Origin of the sequence: Paenibacillus sp. FSL L8-0644 (genome assembly GCF_038008165.1) — a bacterium.
In the GTDB taxonomy this organism is placed as follows: domain Bacteria; phylum Bacillota; class Bacilli; order Paenibacillales; family Paenibacillaceae; genus Paenibacillus; species Paenibacillus polymyxa_D.
The window spans coordinates 4,976,092-4,996,310 of record NZ_JBBOYN010000001.1; the positions used below are offsets into that span (position 1 = coordinate 4,976,092).

15 protein-coding genes are annotated in these 20,219 nt (G+C 44.6%); 3 read left to right on the plus strand and 12 right to left on the minus strand.

The features are described 5' to 3' along the window. Positions 1-2 precede the first annotated feature (2 nt). The 11 genes from flgK to NSS94_RS22570 form a co-directional block, all read right to left on the minus strand. Positions 3-1,583 (minus strand): flagellar hook-associated protein FlgK, encoded by a 1,581-nt coding sequence (flgK, locus tag NSS94_RS22520; RefSeq protein ID WP_069009990.1) that lies wholly within the window; start codon positions 1,581-1,583, stop codon positions 3-5. A gap of 15 nt (positions 1,584-1,598) precedes the next feature. Beyond that, positions 1,599-2,099, minus strand: a complete 501-nt coding sequence (locus NSS94_RS22525; protein ID WP_341040169.1) for a flagellar protein FlgN — start codon at positions 2,097-2,099, stop codon at positions 1,599-1,601. Positions 2,100-2,109: 10 nt separating this feature from the next. Next, positions 2,110-2,385, minus strand: a complete 276-nt coding sequence (gene flgM, locus NSS94_RS22530) for a flagellar biosynthesis anti-sigma factor FlgM (RefSeq protein WP_039271505.1) — start codon at positions 2,383-2,385, stop codon at positions 2,110-2,112. A gap of 196 nt (positions 2,386-2,581) precedes the next feature. Next, positions 2,582-2,992, minus strand: a complete 411-nt coding sequence (locus NSS94_RS22535) for a TIGR03826 family flagellar region protein (RefSeq protein ID WP_071643309.1) — start codon at positions 2,990-2,992, stop codon at positions 2,582-2,584. Between the two features lie 743 nt (positions 2,993-3,735). After that, complete coding sequence (locus tag NSS94_RS22540; RefSeq protein ID WP_341040171.1) at positions 3,736-4,203, minus strand: LysM peptidoglycan-binding domain-containing protein; 468 nt, start codon at positions 4,201-4,203, stop codon at positions 3,736-3,738. Between the two features lie 384 nt (positions 4,204-4,587). Beyond that, the gene (locus tag NSS94_RS22545; RefSeq protein WP_341040172.1) at positions 4,588-5,154 is read right to left on the minus strand and encodes a ComF family protein; all 567 of its coding nucleotides are present in this window, start codon (positions 5,152-5,154) and stop codon (positions 4,588-4,590) included. 347 nt (positions 5,155-5,501) lie between these two features. After that, positions 5,502-7,616, minus strand: coding sequence for a DEAD/DEAH box helicase (locus NSS94_RS22550; protein ID WP_341040173.1), 2,115 nt, complete (start codon positions 7,614-7,616; stop codon positions 5,502-5,504). Positions 7,617-7,816: 200 nt separating this feature from the next. Continuing rightward, positions 7,817-8,257 (minus strand): hypothetical protein, encoded by a 441-nt coding sequence (locus NSS94_RS22555; RefSeq protein WP_039271515.1) that lies wholly within the window; start codon positions 8,255-8,257, stop codon positions 7,817-7,819. Positions 8,258-8,426: 169 nt separating this feature from the next. After that, complete coding sequence (locus NSS94_RS22560; RefSeq protein WP_007432713.1) at positions 8,427-9,149, minus strand: response regulator; 723 nt, start codon at positions 9,147-9,149, stop codon at positions 8,427-8,429. Positions 9,150-9,153: 4 nt separating this feature from the next. Continuing rightward, positions 9,154-10,314 (minus strand): sensor histidine kinase, encoded by a 1,161-nt coding sequence (locus NSS94_RS22565; protein ID WP_013312293.1) that lies wholly within the window; start codon positions 10,312-10,314, stop codon positions 9,154-9,156. Between the two features lie 47 nt (positions 10,315-10,361). Further along, positions 10,362-13,079 carry a stalk domain-containing protein gene (locus tag NSS94_RS22570; protein ID WP_209947820.1) on the minus strand — a complete coding sequence of 906 codons (2,718 nt, stop codon included), beginning with the start codon at positions 13,077-13,079 and terminating at the stop codon, positions 10,362-10,364. Between the two features lie 266 nt (positions 13,080-13,345). Between NSS94_RS22570 and NSS94_RS22575 the strand changes: the two genes are divergently transcribed. Genes NSS94_RS22575 through NSS94_RS22585 form a run of 3 tightly spaced genes read left to right on the plus strand, consistent with a single transcriptional unit; the run spans position 13,346 to position 18,827 of the window. Then, positions 13,346-14,755, plus strand: a complete 1,410-nt coding sequence (locus NSS94_RS22575) for an efflux RND transporter periplasmic adaptor subunit (RefSeq protein WP_341040175.1) — start codon at positions 13,346-13,348, stop codon at positions 14,753-14,755. Then, complete coding sequence (locus tag NSS94_RS22580; protein WP_341040176.1) at positions 14,752-17,868, plus strand: efflux RND transporter permease subunit; 3,117 nt, start codon at positions 14,752-14,754, stop codon at positions 17,866-17,868. Before NSS94_RS22575 ends, NSS94_RS22580 begins: the two co-directional genes overlap by 4 nt. Positions 17,869-17,924: 56 nt before the next feature. Next, positions 17,925-18,827, plus strand: a complete 903-nt coding sequence (locus NSS94_RS22585; protein ID WP_029514598.1) for a TetR/AcrR family transcriptional regulator — start codon at positions 17,925-17,927, stop codon at positions 18,825-18,827. 130 nt (positions 18,828-18,957) lie between these two features. On the opposite strand, the gene metK is transcribed toward NSS94_RS22585, so the two are convergent. Further along, complete coding sequence (gene metK / locus NSS94_RS22590; RefSeq protein ID WP_013312298.1) at positions 18,958-20,160, minus strand: methionine adenosyltransferase; 1,203 nt, start codon at positions 20,158-20,160, stop codon at positions 18,958-18,960. Positions 20,161-20,219 lie beyond the last annotated feature (59 nt).

Here is a 20,219-nt window from a genome sequence, read left to right on the forward strand (position 1 = left end):
AATTAGAGCCCTACACGGCCTGTACTATTAATCAGCTTGTCCAGCAATTGATCGAATGTCGTCATAAAACGAGAAGCTGCGCTATAAGCATGCTGAAACTTGATCATGCTGGACATCTCTTCATCCAGGGACACCCCGCTGACAGACTGTCTACTTAAATCCACCTGTTCTGTCAAAAGTTGTGCGTTCTGTGACTGACGTTCCGCCTCCTGAGTCTGTACTCCAAGTTGTCCAACAATAGAGCTAAAATAATCATCCACCGATGTCGGAGTTGATAGAGCAGTCCCAAAATCGAATTTCACATTTTTCAAGTTAGCCATAGCCATAGCTAACGCATTATTACCGAGCACTACTTTCTCATCTGTCGTTCCTGTTCCATCTACCCGTAATGAGGTCGCAATTTTATTAGGATCACTTTGTATATCAGGATTTAATGTAATATTACCAGCTGTAATCGCGGCACCGTCTTTAGAGGTAAAAAAGGAATCACCTTTGGTAGGAGTTGCCCCACTAATTGTATAGCCCAACTGATGAAGCCCATTGATACCTTGGACAGTAACCTTCAAATCGTTTGTTAAAGTCCGGTTATTATTAGCATTAGAGTAGGTAACCGCTGTATTATTTGGTCCCGTATTCAATACCGTTCCTTCTGGAAGCACAGTTCCTTTAGGAAGGGTAACTTCAATATTTCCGTTGGCCAATGTGTTTGCCAATTGGTTTATCTGATTTTTATAATCCGCAACATATCTGTCACGTGACAATACCATTCCGTAAACTTCGCCGCCAGTCAAGGTGCCACCTGTAAAAGCAGCCTGAAGACCGTCCGCAGTTACTGGAGTAAGTTCGCTACCAGTTACAACTATCTGTCCAGCTACTGTTACTTGATATCCGTTATCTAATTGAGTAACTTGAACGTTAGCCAGTTTAGACAACTTATCAATCGCATAATCTCGCTGATCTCTCAAATCATTTGGATTATCTCCCAATGATTCCAACTTGGTAATATTCCCGTTTAAATCAGCGACAGATTGTAAGAGGGAGTTCATCTCTGTTGTCTTCAAAGTAATATTATTGGTTAAATCGGAATCTAGGGCGTCAAGCTGCTTACTCGTCTGATTCAACGCATCCGTTAAAGCCAACGTAGTCTCTTTTACGATTTTACGGTTAGTTACGTCCTGAGGATCCTGACTCAAATCCGACCAAGCATCCCAGAAATTATCCATTACTTTGCGCATTCCTGTGTCAGAAGGCTCATTCATAATCGTCTCGAGCTTATTCAGAGTATCGTAGCGGATACTCCATCCACCTAAAGAGGAGTTTTCATTACGATATTGATCGTCCAGAAACGTCTGACGGACGCGCTCAATAGCAGTGAATTCAACCCCTGTACCCATTTGACCTCGTACAACGGAACGGTTCAAACCGTATGCTTCCATAGATTCCGAGGCCTTCATACTAACCACTTGTCTGGAGTAACCAGCTGTGTTGGCATTCGAGATATTGTGTCCGGTTGTATTTAATGCAGCTGTTTGTGTGTTTAAGCTTCTTTTCGCTGTTTCTATACCATGAAATGTTGAGACCATGTTTTCCTCCTTCAATTAGGCGCGTGTATCAAATAGTCCCGCTCGTACTGATGATGTGCTCTTATCAGCTGGACGCTGATAAACTGCTTCAGATTCCGCATAATATGACATACTCTCAATAGAAAAATCAATATAGGAAAGCGCCTGTTGTATAAGCTGTTGATTCAACTCATTTAAATTTTTCAATTCTTCAAGCGTATCCGCTAGATTTTTTTGAATGTGAAGGAGGCGCTGCTTATCTTCTACATCAAACACAAGACGAGACAACTCCGTAATATTGAGATTCAACTTGGATTTAATACCACGTTCCTGCAAAAATCCATATGCTGCCTGCAGACGTCGTTCATCCAGCTGTTCAATGTGTCTAGACATCTTCGATTCCTGATTCATGACTAGAATGAGCTGATCTACCTTATTTGATATCAGTGCTTCTTTTTTTTGAGTTCCTAATGCAGTCAACTGCTCGTGAGCCTCTCTAAGCTGCTCCAGCACATCAATCAATCGCTCTAAAGGCATAATCTTTCACCTAGCTTTCGGAAGACTGCTTGAAGTAAGGTAACAGCTTCTCTGCAATTTTATCGGCATCTACACGATAGGTTCCAGAAGCTACTTGTTGCTTAAGCTCCTGAATTTTCTTAACACGATCTGCATCACTGCTGCGGTTCAGCATTTCCATCGCTTCCGGAGAAATCGAAACCTCGTCCTTGCGGCGGGACTTCTTAAGCTCCTCTTGACGTCCTGTTTCAATATTTCGCTGATATGGATTAATAGCTCCGATGCGGTTGGTCTCGTTAATTTTCATAACTTCCACCTTCCTTAGTTATTTGATATGGTCAGAATGTATCAGACGACATAGCGTCGAGCATGGTTCGTATTATGCCTCACTTCTTTATTTTGTGCATGGTTGCTAAAAATAAAAAAACCGATAAGCTCTATAAAGATTATCGGCGGTATTTGAAACTTTTTGAATAGCTGAATGCGTTTTTAATTCCCCTGTACTACTTTCCACGAAGTTTATCAATCGCGCTGTAGGTACCTGAGCCCATATTATTACTTTGATCCTGATTACTACTTTCGCGTACAGCCTGATGCAGGTCTTTAGTCAGACGTGTTCGACAAGAATCGCACATATGCCCTGCACGAATCGGTATCCCGCATACCTCGCAAGGATACGTCATATTGGGCGCATTAGCAATGGAAATACGTCCCTCACGTATAAATGTCGTGATTTGCTTTACGGATACCTCAGTAGCCTCCGAAAGCTCATGCATATGAATGCCCTTATTTTCACGTATATGTTTGACACAGCGTTCGTATTCAATCTCGATTGCTTTTATACAATTCTGACAAATTCCCCTGACGTTCATAATAAACAGCTTTCCACAGCGAGGACAGTTATCCAAATTCATCCTCTGTAGCGCCCCTTTCCAATTTCCGATCTTTAAATTACTTTTATCCTTACATTACCTTATAATGGAGAGCCTCGTCTAGCAAATATTTCAAAAAGGGATTTTCAGATTTTACACAATCGCACATCTTATAAGTTATCATAATAAGAGTATAAGAGAGAAAGATCCATCAGTGAAATTTTATTAACATCTATATGCATCAATATGCAATGACATAAAATAAAGAAGCTCATGGAAGCTAATGTTCAGCCTATTGCATGTGTCTATTTATCGTCAAAAATTTCTCCGTACATTAGATAGAAAATAAAATAAGCGCCATTCCAGTTGTTTTCGGGAATAGCGCTTCATTATACAATTAAAATAGCTATATGAATATGAGTAAATGTAGAAATTAATTATCAAGATGAGGGAAAAACCGGGCGAAACAATCCTCAGAAGAATTCATGTTCACCTGTGCCCCGAATGACAACAAGAAAGTCCTGTAAATCCGGGGGAACGGCGCCATACGAATGCTCCGCACATGGAGTGTGGGTATTCATAAATCTCATGGACCTAACATCATCTCAACTTATAACCTATCTGAAATCAAGCCAGATGCACCAGTGGAAATTTGCAACCCAAAAAAACAAGCTATTTCACAAATAATTATTCAAAAAAGCATTGTTTTAATAGTGGCCTTCCCGTATACTATAGTCAAACGCTTGGTTTAAAAACCATACTTCATTATACATTTATAATAATAATTATTTATTTGTTTTTGTTTGCGGTACCTGCAGTTCTTGACCTACTTTAACCAGGTTGTTAATTTTAACCAATTCCTCAACAGTTACACCGTATTTCTCAGCAATAGAAGCCAGTGTTTCGCCCTCTTGGACATTTACTGTGATTGTATTTACAGTTGCTGGTGTTTCAGTTGTAGTCGTTGCTGGTTTTGTGGTTGTTGCTTGATTGTTGTTCTCAGTGGCTGGTTGAGCTGGTGTTGTAGTTGCTGCTTTTTCAGTAGTTTCAGTTTTGAAAAACTTAGCTTCAAATGCTTTTTGTGCTGCTTCTTGCTGCTCTCTCATGATTTGGTCTTCCAATTGTTGTTTTTCGTCATCGGAGTGGGATTTCGCCATTACTTGACCTGTTGCAAGTGGACTCAACAAAGATACTGCACCTAAACTAACTGCCAACATGCTAGATACTGCTACTTTTTTCATTACGTTTTTCATGATTTATTCTCTCCTCTTTTTAGCTTTAAATTTTAATTAACTGCTTTACTACTGAGCGAGACACTCCCAATGTCCGCTCTTTAGTCATTAGCTAATCACTTATTACCAATCATGTTAGCTATCAACAGATAGAAATTGTACTCCTCTTTTCCAAAAAAATCAACCTCTAAATTGAAATATTCTGTTTTCATCTCTCACTTCCTTACTTTTTGTTTGTCTCTATATTTTTTATTATATACCTCTCTCTAGCTTGTTGTCAAATCCTGCTGATTGTACGGCTTAAAAGACTTTTTGCTCTATTATTTAACCCTTCTTTCAAGAGAATTATAACCTTTTTTTCATAGTTTCAAGCGAAATTTCATGGGGAATACCAGATATTTAGACTTATGATCTTGCTAAGGTCAGGCAAAAAATAGTCAAATGTATTCCTTGCTCTAATGCCTTTTCTCTCAAAACACGTGCACACGCCTGCAATGTGCTCCCCGTTGTATAAATATCATCAACAAGCAAAACGGTAACGGAAAGCTTATTTTCCGTAACACATTGAGATTTAGCTTTTAAAATAAAAAACTTCAGCAAATTTGTCATATTGGGATGGACAGAAAACGCATTATTCATTGTGTTCATGCGTTCCTTTTTTGATTTAAAGCTTTGTTTGCCTGTATCTTGTGGACGAGCAAGTAAAGATAGGAAGGGGAGCTTATTCCGCTTAGCAATCTCTTCTGCCAAGATCCGAGCCTGATTGAAACCTCGCTCTGTCAGCCTCTTCTCACTTACCGGAACACAGGTCACTACATCCACACTCCACAAAGATCGCTTGAAACGAGAATGTTTAAGACCTGCAAACTCATACCTCATCGCCTGATAGGCTCGATTCATGATCTCACCCAGCAGGGAACCATACTTTTCATTCCCGCGATATTTGAACTGCCCAATCCATTCTCTCATCATTGGTGTATAGCTGGTTGCACTCCGATTGCACACATAGTAACGTACTAATCGGTCAAGCCTTACGCAATCCGGGCAAGACGTCGGACGTCCACAATAAACACAACGAATATCGTAAACCCAAGGAATTTGAAGTGAACAAGAAGTACAAATCCCGGGGAATTCGGAAAAACGCCCTGTGAGAGTGCCGCAAGCCATACATGTTTGGGACTGGCGATGGAATAACCAATTCAAAAATAGACGGGTTGTTGGAATCATCCCCATACCAGAATGCACCTTTCTTGGTAGTTTACGTACCGACATTGTTTCAGGTTTCACATTTCCAAAAAAACTTTTTTTATTTAATGCATTTAGTGCTTCGGCTCCTTCAGGTATCCTCTTTTCCGAGCCAGTTCATTCATACGTTTAATCTGTCTAATTGCTCTTTTTTGACCTCGTGTCCATTGGGGGGATGTAAAAATAACAACTCCACATGGGTCATCCTTGGACCTGCCCGCGCGACCAGCCATTTGGACAAGAGAGGCTTCATCAAAAAGACTACTGTCCGCGTCTAATACGTACACATCACTCCGTGGAACAGTTACCCCTCGCTCCAAAATAGTCGTTGTAACCAGAACACGTATTTCAGTAGCTCGAAATAAGCGTACTTTAGCGGTTCTTTCTTCATCCTGTGAGTAGGTGCCCGCAATAGGTACATCAGGCAATTGTTTAATCAGCAGCTTCACAAGTCCCTGAATATGTGAGATTCGTGTCACAAACAGGAAAACCTGTGCCCCACGTTGTATGGATACGCGTAGGCGTTGAATAAAGGATGCGGATAGCCGACCTTTTTGCAGCCATTGTTGCACTGAAGCAGTCCCCAAACGAAATGGGACAGGTAGAGGATGACGATGAAAACGAACGGGAACCTTGGCGTGTGGCAGCAGACCGCGTGCAGCCTCTTTCTGCAAGGATTGCGGTGGTGTAGCAGACAAATAGATAAACTTTCCCTTCGGCTTACATACTGCTCGTGCAGCAAAGGCAAGCATAGGATCATTGTGATAAGGAAACGCGTCAATCTCATCAATCACAACCAAATCAAAAGCTTGACGATAACGCAATAGCTGATGTGTCGTTGCCAGTGTCAACTGTCCCCTTTGCCAGCGTTCTGCGCTTCCCCCATAGAGCGTCACCATGCTCACATCGGGAAAAGCAATGGCCAAACGAGGGGCTAACTCCAGTACCACGTCGCGGCGTGGTGTTGCCACAAGTGCCGTTCCTCCGTGGTCTAGCACATATTGCAAGAGCGGAAACATCATTTCCGTCTTGCCTGCGCCCGTTACGGCCCAGAGCAAAAAACGCTCTACCTTAGTACCAGGCACCTGCCGATCAGCGTTGTACCTCGCACCTTCGCCAGGTTTCGGCGAAGACTGTCTGCTACGGGCAAGGTTGCTGCCCTGCGAAGTGGCAGCATCTGATCCCCGGCACGCAACAAAGTCGCGCCGGAACAACGCCCGGAGCCCACGGCCTTCCGGGCGAAAATGTCCCCGCACTCCGCCGTGCGGTGTGGCTAAAAAGCGCAGCGCCGCTTCGGCGGCGGCACGCTGCGCTGGGCTTAGCCCCCAGCGGTCGAGTTCCGTCGCCAGGGCTATGCCTGCTGTGCACGGCAGCGCGGGTTTCGCTGCACCGCGCAGCAGCAGCGAGCATTCACGGCTGCGTCCAAGTGCGAGACATGTCTCGCAGTAGGCGCACGCCTTACGGCCGCACGATGCGCAGCTCGTGCGGTGCACTATCCCGCTGCCACAACGGTTGCAGCGGAGTTCATACGTACGCGTGGCAGACCAGCGCGTGCGAGGTGCTGGATCAAGGCCAGTAGCAAAGCTGAGTCGGCCTTGCAGATATGCAAGTTGTGCAGCGGATCGCCAAGTACGCTCCAAACCTGGCGCTGCCTCTGCCAGTAGCGCTTCGACTTCTGGAACGAGTAACTGGCGTCCTGACAACAAATTAGCCAGCTCATTCGCTTGTCGTGTTAAACACTCCCTCTCCAATCCATCCATTCCCGTGACGAGGTCCCTTTTTTGAATAGAACGTAAAACTCCCTTTGTTTCTCGTCTCTCATCCCCACTTTCTGTGCGAGAAGTCCAATCTTGTACATGATCCCAAATGCATATATTCTCTACTCCTCCAGATAAAATTCGTTCTCCGTCAAAAGGTTCAAGAGCCAGTTCACTTTTTAGCTGTGCGATAATATAAGCCCACCACTGCCGTTCCCCCCATCGCTCCATGCCTACTAATTCCTTAAATGTTTCACATAGCTTTGTTCCCCAGGACAAGGGGAACTCATCTCCTAATAACACCCACCTTTCGACAACATTCCCCTGCCCCTCATCTGGATTCATCCACCATGTCATATCTACTCGAATATCCACAGTTAATCGGAGATTCCAATTCCCCTTATACCTCACTGCATATACTGCAATTTTCACCTTCCCCTTCTCCTCCCATTCATGACTTTTTGGGTTCTTATCACCCCAGAGAACAGCAAAAAAGCACACTTCTGTGGCTAATAGCCTGAAGTGTGCTTCACATCAAGTAGATCTCAACGATATCCCTATTGTCTTGCCTATACAACTGTTTATAAACATTTATATCCGATTTTGACCACGATGTCCACAATCCCCTGTCGCTAAGGAACAAGCGGGGCGTCCGCCAACGACTTGACTGTTCTAAGATCAATAACAACCTGCTTTTCACCGCCTGACTTCGGTAAAACCGGGTTCCCCGGTGAAAAACGACTTGAAATGACTGAAACATCCATATGACTATAGCGCACTAGCCGTGTCAGAATCGGTAGCGTATCGTCCATAGATTCATCATCCAGTACCGTCACATGTAGCGGCCTCCGGTGCAGCCAGGCAAGTATGTTCAACGAACGCATCACCCATTCCACACGATCTCCGTCATTGGACGTAATCACAATATAGCGAATCGCGCGATGACCTGAAGATATCGCGCATGAATCTTCGCCATTGTGATAAGCCTGAACCGCCTGTCGTATATACATAAGATGCACGACAGCGGCCCCCACACCGTATATAAGCAATATCCAAACCAAGTGAGCCGTCACGAGGGTTCCACCTCCTCCTATAGCGACAATATATGCCGTATAACAGGAAGAGGTGTCACGGTTATGTACTGGGTTTCTGTATGAGCGGACATATCGCCCGGAGTGAAAGGCGGTACAGCATTCATATCTATTAGCAGCTGCATCGTCTAATGCATGAAAAAACTACACTTTACAGCGTAACCCATCCATATTTGATTGAGTTAATAACCGCTTGTGTACGGTCATCAACCTCCATTTTTTGCAAAATACTGCTGACATGGTTTTTGACCGTTTTCTCACTAATGAATAAATATTCACCGATCATCTTGTTGCTCTTACCTTCAGCCATCAGACGCAATACTTCAGCTTCACGACGGGTCAATGGATTATTTTCACCTGCGACAAACTTCACGCCGGCTTCCTTCGTATGACCTTCAGCCATAGCCCCTGTTTCATTCAAGTAGGTCATCCGGCGGAGTTGCTGAATGAGCTTACCTGTTACCTTCGGATGGATAAACGCATAGCCTTCATGAACCGAACGAATAGCATTAATGAGGGACTCGGCCTCCATATCCTTTAACAGATAACCATTGGCTCCCTTGCGCAACGTCTCAAATACATAGCTTTCATCATCATGAATGGATAAAATGATCACTTTGACATCTGGGAACATCTCACGCAGTTTTTCGGTTGCCTCTACACCATTTTCGATTGGCATATTAATGTCCATCAGAACAATATCCGGTTTCTCTACGTTACAGAATTCCAACACTTGAATACCATCGCCACATTCTCCGATGACCTCAATGTCGTCCTCCATATTCAAAATACGTTTAAGTCCTTCACGGAACAACTGATGATCGTCCGCTAAGAGAACTTTGATGGGTGCATTGCTAATTTCCTGATTTTCCATGTTGTTACTCCTTTCCCTTTTCCACGTTGGTTGGGATATGAATCACTATCTTGGTGCCTTGATTCTCAGCTGATTCGATCTCCATTCTCCCCTCGAGCAGTTCAACCCTTTCCCGCATACCAATCAGACCAAAATGCCCATGATCTTTGCTTTTTTGCTGAAAAAGCTCTGGCTTAAAGCCCAAACCATTATCCTGCACCACGATTTTTACAAGCTGCGCCTGATAGGTAATCTCAACAAGCACATAGGTAGGATAAGCATGCTTGGCAGCATTGGTCAAAGCTTCCTGGATCAGACGGTAAATGGCTGCTTCCATCGCGGAAGAGAGACGGTGTTCCTTGCCCCTTGTTTCAAAAAGCGATCTAATCTTCGTTTTTTCTTCAAAATCCTGCACATATTTCCGGAGCGTCGGAATAAGTCCCAGGTCATCCAGGGCCATAGGACGCAAATTGAAAATGACCTTTCGCATTTCCTCAAGACTGGAGCGAACCTGTTTCTTCAAGTCTACTATTTCGTCCTGAACCATCTTAAATTCCTGCTTGGCGATCATTCTTTCTACAATTTCCGTCCTAAGCACTAGATGCGCAAGGAGCTGCGCAGGTCCATCGTGAATTTCACGAGATATGCGTTTGCGCTCCTCTTCCTGAGCCAAAATAATTTTCAGACCAATAAACTGCCGGTTTTTAGCCGATTCGATGATCCGCGTCACTTGTCCCAATTCGCCCGACAAATATTCCAGCACGACTCCCATCTGCGAACCGATGGTTTCGGCGCGCTCGACAGAAGCCTCAACACTTTTGGCCCGCTTTTGAAGATCATCTCTTCTGGCTTTGAGATACATTTCCTTCTCGCGGAAAATCATCACATCGAGTTGAAGCTGTGTTGCCTTCTCATAAGCCTGCTTGATATCCTCTTCCGAATAGCGAACGAAGTCACGGCTGACCTCAGTCAACCGAATGCGGGACCGCCGATAGTTCATTTCCAGCTGGTCCACCTTTTCGATCGTTTCTGCTGTTTCCTTCAAGACGCTCTGGAGCTCCTGATTTAACGTGACCAGCTCGGTCCGGGCCGTGTCCAATATTTCGAACATCTGATATTTGCTGTTCTCCATCACCTGGATGGCATTTTTAATGACTCGGTCTATGATATCGGCTTGAAAGTCCACAAATGTTCTACTCCAATCCTAGCATTTCAAGTATATATCATACCATATCATGATTGAAGGGTGATGGTCTTCGTTTCTTGTTCCCATTTTACAGTCATTCCTAACTGCTCAGACACGAGTCTCAACGGGACTAAAGTCCTACCCCCTAGCACAACGGGTGCAACATCAGTACTTTGACGCTTCCCGTTCAGAACAACTTCTTTTTTCCCTACGGTCAAATCCATCAGCACACCACCGCGCATAACGGTGATCCGTTGATCGCCCGCATTCCATTTGGCTTGTCCGCCAAATGCGTCCAGCACATACTTAATCGGAACATACGTTGAACCATCGCGAGTCATCGGAGCTGCATCAATTGTTGTAGGTGTTCCGTTTACTGTCATTGATTTTTGTCCGATCGTCATTTGGGCTGTTCCCTTTTTAAGTCCTTCTGTGCCGACCGTTCCCGGTGTATTAAAAGAAATATTATCAAAAGCAACATTGCCTGTTTTAGCACGCTCGTCCTGACCTTCCGCCACATTGACCACATAAAGACGTTTCAGCTTCGCTGGATACGAAATATTCAAACCGCTCATATCTGCATTAATGGTTTTCCAACCGTTCCAGTCGATCACTTTAGCGAGATCAATATATGCTGTTTTGCCTTGGGCATCCTCTAGCTCCGCACGCAGCCAGTTCAGACTCTTATCCCCTCTGACATCAATTGAGATGGAAGTAGCCGCCTGTTCAAGCGTTTTCCCGGACGTGCCGTTCAATTGGGCGTAAGCATACATTTTACCACTGCCATTTGTCATATCGTAGTTCAGTTCCAGCACTTTGGAATTGGCATGGTCACCATCTCCTTGTACAACAGCCACTGTGCCGGTAACACCTTCCACATTCGAAGTAAAATCAACCGGATACGAAACATTTTCGAAGTTCTCCCAATTGTTTGTACTTGCTCCGCCAGCAGACAAGAAGACGACAGCGCTGAAACCATCATAGCGACCGATGGCATAGCCCGTTTTCACGCCTGCATCCACCGTATTTACTGTAAGTTGATTGTCCTTAACGCTTCCCTTAAAGCCAATGAACTCCCATTTGAGCGCATCTGACGTAATGCTGACACTCTGTCCATCTTTTGTCTTTGCCGTTACCGGTACAGCGATTTTAGCTCCAGCGGTAAGCGAGCCAGTTCCACTTCCTGCGGTGAGTGATGAAATTTCATCTGCTCCAAGCACGGTGACCTTAGTTGTAGCGCTGGCTGAGCCACTGGATGCCGTTAAAGTAGCCGTTCCCGGTTGGGCCCCCTTCACAACGCCGCCGCTCACTGACACAACAGCCGGGTTGCTGGACTTCCACGTCACTTGTACTTTTGAGGTATCGAAGGGATTGTAGTAGTTGTCATAGCCTTTGAAGGAATAGCTTCCGGTCTGACCAATCAGCAGCGTTTTATTGCCCTTGATGGTGAAACCTTTGAGCGTTCCTTTAGGAGCATTGGTATATACCCCCACTCCATTTACGATACTACGTTGCTCTGTACCATATTCCGTATTGAACGTAAGTCCCGCTGTCGTATCCCCCAAATCACGAGTCACCATGGTCGTAGAACCGCCCCCATCGAGGTTCATACCCTTCCAAACGCCAATATCTTTCATCAGCGTTTGCAGCTCGCTCAGGGATACACCAACGCTGTTCCCATTCTTCTCAACGGCAATGACATAAGCGTAACGCTTGTCACGGGAATATCCCAAAGCTGTACGCGCACGCGTCCCGCCTATGCTTGTTGTGCTCCGGGAAAAAGAGGTTTTCTGACCGTCATTTACTAATATGGTATGTCCACCAATCATCATCTGAAGGTTGGAAGGATCTACTTCACTCCCTGTCGATTTAACACGAAGGCGATAGCTTGTTTCTACCGTCTGTCCCACGGTCAGATGCGCTTTGGCATAATCAGCCGCTTTACCGTGAGTACGTAAAATATAGCCATCCTGCGGAACGGTCATATTCAATGTAGCATTGTCGGAGACTTGCGTAACCACACCATTTTGTACCAATACCTCGGTAGGCGTTGTCGAACTATTTTTGGGCCGCTCAATTGCTTTCCAAGCAGATGTATAAATATACATAGCATTAGAGTGACTATAACTGCCCCCACTCGTCTCAGGCGAATACGAAGCCTTGTTCATCCCCGCCAAAGAGAAAGACGACCCGTCTCCAGCTTTTACTGTTCCTTCAAAAGTAAACTGCTCCACCATCGGAGAACCATCTCTGGTTACAGCAAAGGCATACATGCCCGTTAAATCAGATGGAGTAGACATCAACACACCCTTGGATACTTGTCCACCGATCGGAGCTCCCTCGCTTGAGGTATTAAAATAATCCCCGTTTACACCAGCAACCGCTCCAGTCTCTTTTGCCATGCCGCCTGTGCTCTGCCGGGTCGTAAACTGTCCATTCTTCCCCGTCATGACATCCAGCTTAACGTACGGATTTTGCAAGTCTACTCGAATGATATCAGCCAGTGCTGTTCCTTTGGACCCTTTAAAACGATATTTCAATAATGTTGCACCCGAAGTAATGATCTCTTCTCCCAATTTTACAGTTGAACCAGAGGCTGCACTTGCGATTGGAGCAGACATCCAGCCATTCAAGGGGATTAGAGCCCCAGTTCCAGCAACTGGACCGACCCATAATACCCCTGCCAGTGTTAACACGGCCCATCTTTTAGCGATTCCTCTGCCATTAACTTTCACTTCACTCTGTTTCTTATTACTTAAAAACATTTGGATAATAGCTCCCATCTTCAATGTATTTAAACGGTTTTGTTCCGCGCATGTACTCTATCAATAAACAAAAAAATCCTCTTATGTTAATAGACTTATTATATAGGCAAAAGTTACGAAAGTCCCGTCAACTAATTCATAAAATCTAAAACGATGAATTGACGAATGCAATATCGGCGCACTATAATACATTTGAACTTGTTAGTTCAAATAATACTGATTAGTTCACTTCTCTAATTATGACCCTATCGGAAGGATTGATAATCATGAATAAACAACGGGCCATCATCATATCTACTTTATCCCTGTGCATCGCAATGACCGGATGTTCTACAGAAAAAAAAGATGCCGCTCTAGGTTCATCTGTACAGCCAACCGTTGTGCGGACCGCAATCGTCAAATCAACGCCACTTCATACTGCCTATAACTTGTCAGGCACTCTTCAAGCCTATGAAGAACGTACACTGGCTTTTCAGAACGGAGGTATCGTCGCTAGCGCAGAAATCACTACCGGGACGGCTGTACAGAAAGGTACAACCATTGCCCGTCTAGATGACGCTGACTATAGACTGCAGGTTGCACAGGCGACAGCCTCTATTCAAGAGGCCTTGGCCGGTATAGATAACGCACAGGCTAATTTACAGGCTGCTACCTCCGCGATTCAATCCGCCGATGCCGGCATTACAGGAGCTCGCGCGAATGTTAACAAGGTCAATAAAGGCGCACGTGCTCAAGAGAAACAACAAGCGCAAGCTACTGTAGATAAGGCACAAAGCGCTTATAACAAGGCCAAGACGGATAGCGAGCGCACACAGAAGCTGTTTGAGGCAGGCGCTGCTACCGCATCAGATAATGAAAATGCTCACCTGAATGCTACCGCAGCCCTGAAAGACTTGGAACAAGCCAAGGAATCCCTGTCCCTTTTGCTGGAAGGGGCCACAGCCGAAGATCATCAATCCGCCCAAGCTTCCTTTCAAGATGCGCTTGCAGGTAAAAGCAAAGCCCTAGCGGCCAGTGAACAGGCTGTGGCTTCCCAAAAACAAGCCCATGCCAACTACGAAAAAGCCCTTGTTGCCAAGGGGCAGGCAGAACTTGCACTTTCACGCACACGTCTAATCTCTCCTGTGAACGGTGTAATCTTAGAAAAAATCGTGAATACAGGTGATTTGGTCGCGTCAGGGCAAGCCGTCTATCGCATAGGCACCATCGACCGCCTCAAAGTACTACTTCCTGTACCAGACAGTGAAATTAAGGATTGGAAAAAGGGTCAACAAGTAGAAGTGGCGCTCTATGAAGAGACCCGTCAAGGTACGGTGTCTAACGTCTATCCTTCAACCAGCACCGACACAGGAAGGGTTAACGTAGAGATTGTTATAAGCAATCCACAGCGAGACTGGTTACCCGGTCAGGTCATTAAAGCTGCTCAACAGGTGACCGACAAGAATGGGATTCTCGTTCCTGCCGAAGCAGTCATTAACACGGGAAGCAAGCCTTTTATTTTCAAAGACATTCAAGGAAAAGCTGTTAAAACCCCTGTGGAGCTTGGTAATCAGGTTGTAGATAATCAGTTGCAAATCGTATCGGGACTTCGTGAAGGCGAACGTATTATCGTTAAAGGGGCAGAAAACCTGTTTGATGGAAATGCGATTCAGTCGGAGGAAGGCGGACGCCCATGATTGAGTACATCGTAAAAAAACGAAAAATTACATTGCTGTTTTTTGTCATGCTGATTTTGGTCGGAATCTTCGGCTTTTTCCAGTTACCACAGCAGGAAATGCCGGATGTCACCATACAGAATGCTATGGTAACAACAGTCTACCCTGGTGCTTCACCACAAAAAGTAGAACAAACCGTAACTAAAGAGCTGGAGAAACGCATTAAGGAAGTTGAAGGTGTTAAAACGATTAGTTCGACTTCTGGTAACGGATTCTCCTCTATTTTAATCGAATCCAAAAACGGAGTTGATCCTCAAACGGTTTGGGATGATATGCGTAAAAAAGTGCAAGATGCACAAGCTGATCTTCCTCAAGGCGTTGAAGTACCTGTTGTAAATGACAAACTAACCAGCTCTTTTATCGGCTCCTATGCCCTGACGGCTGACTCTTCCACACCGCTGTATAAACTAAATGATTTAACAACGACTTGGAAAGATCAGCTCAATACCATTTCTGGCGTATCTAGCGTCAAATTCAATGGTCTCCCTGATCAAGAAGTACGTGTCCATATTGACAATCAGAAACTTCAGCAATACCAGCTTTCGTGGGGACAAGTGGCTCAAGCGATTCAGGCTCAAATTGATCGGGTCCCTACTGGTAATATTGAATACAACGGACGTACCTATCAACTTATTGTTCGCGAGACCGAAAAAGCTGATGAATTGAATCAGGTCCTTTTGACACGCACCAAAGAGGGTAATCCTGTTTATTTGAGAGATATCGGCATAACGGAGCTGGCCCATCCTAATACAGAATACTTTGCCTATGTAGAGGGTAAACCGGCCATTACGTTAAGTATTGGAGCAGAAACAGGCACAGACATCCCTTCTATGAGCGAAAAGGTCAATACCAAGCTCAAAGAACTGGAAAAAACACTCCCCGCAGGTGTTCACTTTCAAACTCTTTTTGCACAAAAGGATCAGGTAAGCCATATCTTTGACGACTTAAAGCGTGAAACGATTCTTGCGATTGTGGCCGTTATTCTCGTTTGTATGTTGGGGCTGAATTTGCTCACCTCTGCATTTGTTGCACTGGCCATTCCTATTTCGGTTTCGATTGCCATTATCTTTTTGCCTATGTTCGGCATCACTCTAAATCAGATTTCCGTTGTCGGTCTGATCATCGTACTCGGCATACTCGTGGATGATGCCGTAGTTGTAAATGATAATATTGAGCGTAGACTTACGGAATTAGGAGAATCACCCTCAGTCGCAGCTGTAAAAGGTACCAAAGAGGTCATGCTTTCTATTTTGGTTGCAACTCTGGCTACCATCTCAGCTTTCGCGCCATTGTTGTTTCTTCCTGGAAATGTAGGTGCCTTTATTAAACCTATTCCTGCTATTGTCTCCCTGACCATGCTTGCCTCTATGATCATGTCGCTCACCATCATCCCTATTTTTCGAGAATGGTATGAGAAGCGCAGACAGGCTCGTCACCCTCAGGGTAAATCTAAACCAGCAGGCTTGCTCGGCCAGCAGATTCATTCTTTAAACAAGCTCTATTCACAAAAACTGATGCCTAAGGTCATTCAGCGTCCCTTGTTGACAGCCATGGTCGGACTCATGCTTGGAACAGCCGCCTATGGATTAGTTCCCTTTACCTCAGTTGAACTTTTTCCTGAGTCGGAAGATCCTCATGTTGCACTAAATGTAAAAATGCCTGTAGGCACTTCAATTGCGGAAACCGACCAGGTCGTTAAAGACCTTGCAGGCTGGGTGAAAAAGCAACCTGAAACTTCCAAGGTCGTCTACAGCACTGGAGGGACTGCCCCACAACTGTTTAGTGACATTAATAGTTCGGGTGGAAATATTAGTTATAACGAAACGGTGGGGCAGATTGCTGTCGTCGGCAAAGAAAACGTATTCGATCTCAATACGACAGTTGATGCTTGGGAACAACATGTTAAGAAATCCTACCCTGGAGTTACAGTTACGATGTATGTTCCTCGTCTCGGGATTCCAGTGGGTAAGCCCGTTTCTATTCGTATCTCAGGTCAGGATCTGAATGAACTGCAAACTCTTGCCCAAAAGGCAAAGGAGCAGATCGCGACAGTAGAGGGCACAACAGGCATCGTGGATGATATAGGAATTGAACGATATGCACTGGAGCTTGAGGTCAACAAACAAGCGATGGATCAATACCTGGTAAGTTACACAGATTTGACTCGCACCCTGCTTCTATTAAAAGAAGGAGCCCAAGTCAGCCAATTTGATACTGGAAACAGTCTGGTAGATATTAAAATGTATTTGAATCACAGCGACGAGGAGCCAAGTAAGCTTTTCCAACAATTAAGTGTAGTTAATGCAGCTGGTAAGCAAATTCCATTAAACCAGCTTGTCCAGATTAAGCCGTCATTTGCTATTCAGCAAATCAAGCATTACAATATGGAGCGGACGATTACGGTGGAAGCCGATTTGAACGGACGAACTGCAAGCGAAGCGATGGTTGATGTTGAAAGTAAGCTGGCGCAAATGAAATTCCCAGAAGGCTACAAATGGGAGGTTGGTGGGGAAACCTCTGACCAATCGACCATATTCAAGGACTTAGGACAGCTGGCTATCGTTGTAGTCTTGCTCATTTTACTCTTGATTACTATGCAATTTTATTCTCTCTCCATTCCTATTATTATTATGACGACCGTGTACCTGGCAGCAGCCGGCGGGATTATTGGTATTTTCTTAACCGATATGCCTATCGGTTTTATGAGCATCATGGGAATCATTGCACTCGCGGGCATTGTTGTGCGGAATGGGATTGTGTTAATTGAATTTATCGAGGATGCACGACATGAAGGAATGGAATTGAAGGAAGCCGTAATACAGGCGGCCGCCGCTCGCTTCAGACCAATTTTATTGACATCCTTGGCCGCCATTGTAGGTATGATTCCGTTGGCACTATTGGGAAGCCTGCTCTTTAAGCCACTGGCGTTTACCGTCATTTTCGGTTTGTTATTCTCGACCTTGTTAACCTTGTTTGTCGTGCCGTCCTTGTATATGATCATGGCCAAATACAAGATGCGCCGTCAACTCAAAAGACAGCAGCACACAGTTATCACACCTGATCAATCTTTATGATGTATGAAGTGAGTTCGCATGCTGTCGAGTTAGTCGGTCCCTAGGGGGAAGTATGTATGGAAAGCAAAAAAAATGATATTTTACAGGCCGCCATTCGGCTGTTCTCCAGAAAAGGCTATTATTCAACATCTGTTGAAGAAATCGCCAAAGAAAGTGGGATGGCGAAGGCATCCTTTTATAAATATTTTCAGGGAAAAGAAGAACTCCCTCTAGAAATGTGTATCATTCTGGAAAATAACATTGAACAAGACATCCGGGCTCTCTACAGTAAACCTGATCTTTCTAAGCACGATAAACTGCACGGTTTTATTGTACTTTACTTGAAAAATCTCGTTGAAAACAAAGTGTATCTCATGATGGATCTTCCTGAGCCTTCCATGCTTATTTTCCAGAATGAACAACTCAATTACGCATTCGAGAATCATGAATACAAATTGTACAGATGGGTTCGCGACTGCCTGATTGATATTTTTGGACCGAGCATTGAAGATCATGCATGGGACGTGACCTTTGTACTTAAAAGCATTGTGTTTGAATATATTCGCTTCTTTGCCGATCGCATGAATGATGAAACGATTGAACATCTGACCCAGTTTATTATCTTCTTATCCAGTTCCTTGGCAACCAGCCTGAACAATGCTGATTCAGCTCCACATTTGTTCTGGAGCAAGCAAGGCTGGTTACCCGAAAGTGCTCTAAGTAATCCTTTTGATCAAGGCCGTCAAATTAACAGCCTTCTCCACTCTTTGGAAGACAGTATACTGCTGTCTTCTTGGAGTTCAGAGGAGAAACAGGAGTGTCAGCAAATCTACGCTCATTTAAAGGAAGAGGCTCTGAAATCGAACCCTCAGAAAGGTCTCCTGAAAGCCCTTTTTGCGTATTTGGAGCAGTACAAGGAACTGCAAAAGGTTTGTCGTTTACTTAAAAATTTATTGGACCATGCTCCGATATCCGAGTAGTCACTCAGCATTCGGTACATCAGAACAAATTCGTACTTAACAGCGAAACACATCAAAAAAAAGACTGTTCATGCAAAGCATGAAACAGTCTTTTTGGGTTATTGCTTTTATTTTGATAACATACGAGGAATTACAGCCCCGCTTGTTCTTTTAGAATTTCAGCTTTATCTACGCTCTCCCATGGTACATCCAAATCTGTACGTCCAAAGTGACCGTAGGCAGCAGTTTGCTTATAAATTGGACGACGCAGATCCAACATGCGAATAATACCTGTTGGGCGCAGATCAAAGTTATTTCGGATCAATTCAACCAGCTTCTCATCACTCACTTTACCCGTACCGTATGTATCGACGTTAATCGAAACAGGCGTAGCTACACCGATGGCATAAGCAAGCTGAATTTCCACTTTGTCTGCCAATCCAGCTGCTACGAGGTTTTTCGCTACATAACGAGCAGCGTAAGCAGCGGAACGGTCCACTTTGGTCGGATCTTTACCGGAGAATGCTCCCCCGCCGTGACGTGCATAACCACCATACGTATCCACAATAATTTTACGACCTGTCAGACCTGCATCTCCTTGAGGACCACCGATAACAAAGCGTCCTGTCGGATTAATGTAATACTTGGTTTGCTCATCCAATAATTCGGCAGGAACAACTGGCAAAATAACCTTTTCTTTGATGTCTGCTTGAATTTGCTCCAAAGTAGTATCCTCCGCATGCTGCGTAGAAACTACAATAGCATCAATACGAACAGGTTTACCATTTTCATACTCTACCGTTACTTGGGTTTTACCGTCAGGACGAAGGTAATTCAGTGTTCCATCCTTACGCACTTCAGACAAGCGCCGTGCAATACGGTGAGACATAGCGATAGGTAAAGGCATCAACTCCGGCGTCTCGTTCGTAGCAAAACCAAACATCAATCCTTGATCTCCAGCCCCAATGTTTTCCGTTTCTTTATCTACTTCAGCAGGATCACGGCTTTCCAAGGCAGCATTAACCCCTTGAGCGATGTCCGGCGACTGTTCATTCAAAGAAGTCAATACAGCGCAAGTATTATAGTCGAAACCGTATTTCGCACGTGTATAGCCAATTTCCTTAATCGTATTACGTACAATGGATGGAATATCCACGTACTCCGATTTGGAACTGATTTCACCAATAACGAGAACGAGACCAGTAGCTACCGATACTTCACATGCTACCCGTGCATTAGGGTCATTAGCCAGAAAGGCATCCAATACAGCATCGGATATCTGATCACAGATTTTATCCGGATGGCCTTCTGTTACAGACTCGGACGTGAACAAATGACGGCCTTTTACAGACATGAATTTCAACCTCCCACAATTAAAATACATGAGGATTTAATAAAAAAATCCTGACATGG

Excerpts from the sequence above, each read along its gene's own strand:
- NSS94_RS22585 (WP_029514598.1), top strand. The coding sequence starts at position 17,925 with ATGGAAAGCAAAAAAAATGATATTTTACAGGCCGCCATTCGGCTGTTC.
- NSS94_RS22570 (WP_209947820.1), bottom strand. The coding sequence starts at position 13,079 with ATGTTTTTAAGTAATAAGAAACAGAGTGAAGTGAAAGTTAATGGCAGA.
- flgM (WP_039271505.1), bottom strand. The coding sequence starts at position 2,385 with ATGAAAATTAACGAGACCAACCGCATCGGAGCTATTAATCCATATCAG.
- NSS94_RS22575 (WP_341040175.1), top strand. The coding sequence starts at position 13,346 with ATGAATAAACAACGGGCCATCATCATATCTACTTTATCCCTGTGCATC.
- metK (WP_013312298.1), bottom strand. The coding sequence starts at position 20,160 with ATGTCTGTAAAAGGCCGTCATTTGTTCACGTCCGAGTCTGTAACAGAA.
- NSS94_RS22580 (WP_341040176.1), top strand. The coding sequence starts at position 14,752 with ATGATTGAGTACATCGTAAAAAAACGAAAAATTACATTGCTGTTTTTT.
- NSS94_RS22545 (WP_341040172.1), bottom strand. The coding sequence starts at position 5,154 with ATGATGAGAGAATGGATTGGGCAGTTCAAATATCGCGGGAATGAAAAG.
- NSS94_RS22535 (WP_071643309.1), bottom strand. The coding sequence starts at position 2,992 with ATGAATTTGGATAACTGTCCTCGCTGTGGAAAGCTGTTTATTATGAAC.
- NSS94_RS22560 (WP_007432713.1), bottom strand. The coding sequence starts at position 9,149 with ATGGAAAATCAGGAAATTAGCAATGCACCCATCAAAGTTCTCTTAGCG.
- NSS94_RS22540 (WP_341040171.1), bottom strand. The coding sequence starts at position 4,203 with ATGAAAAACGTAATGAAAAAAGTAGCAGTATCTAGCATGTTGGCAGTT.
- NSS94_RS22525 (WP_341040169.1), bottom strand. The coding sequence starts at position 2,099 with ATGCCTTTAGAGCGATTGATTGATGTGCTGGAGCAGCTTAGAGAGGCT.
- flgK (WP_069009990.1), bottom strand. The coding sequence starts at position 1,583 with ATGGTCTCAACATTTCATGGTATAGAAACAGCGAAAAGAAGCTTAAAC.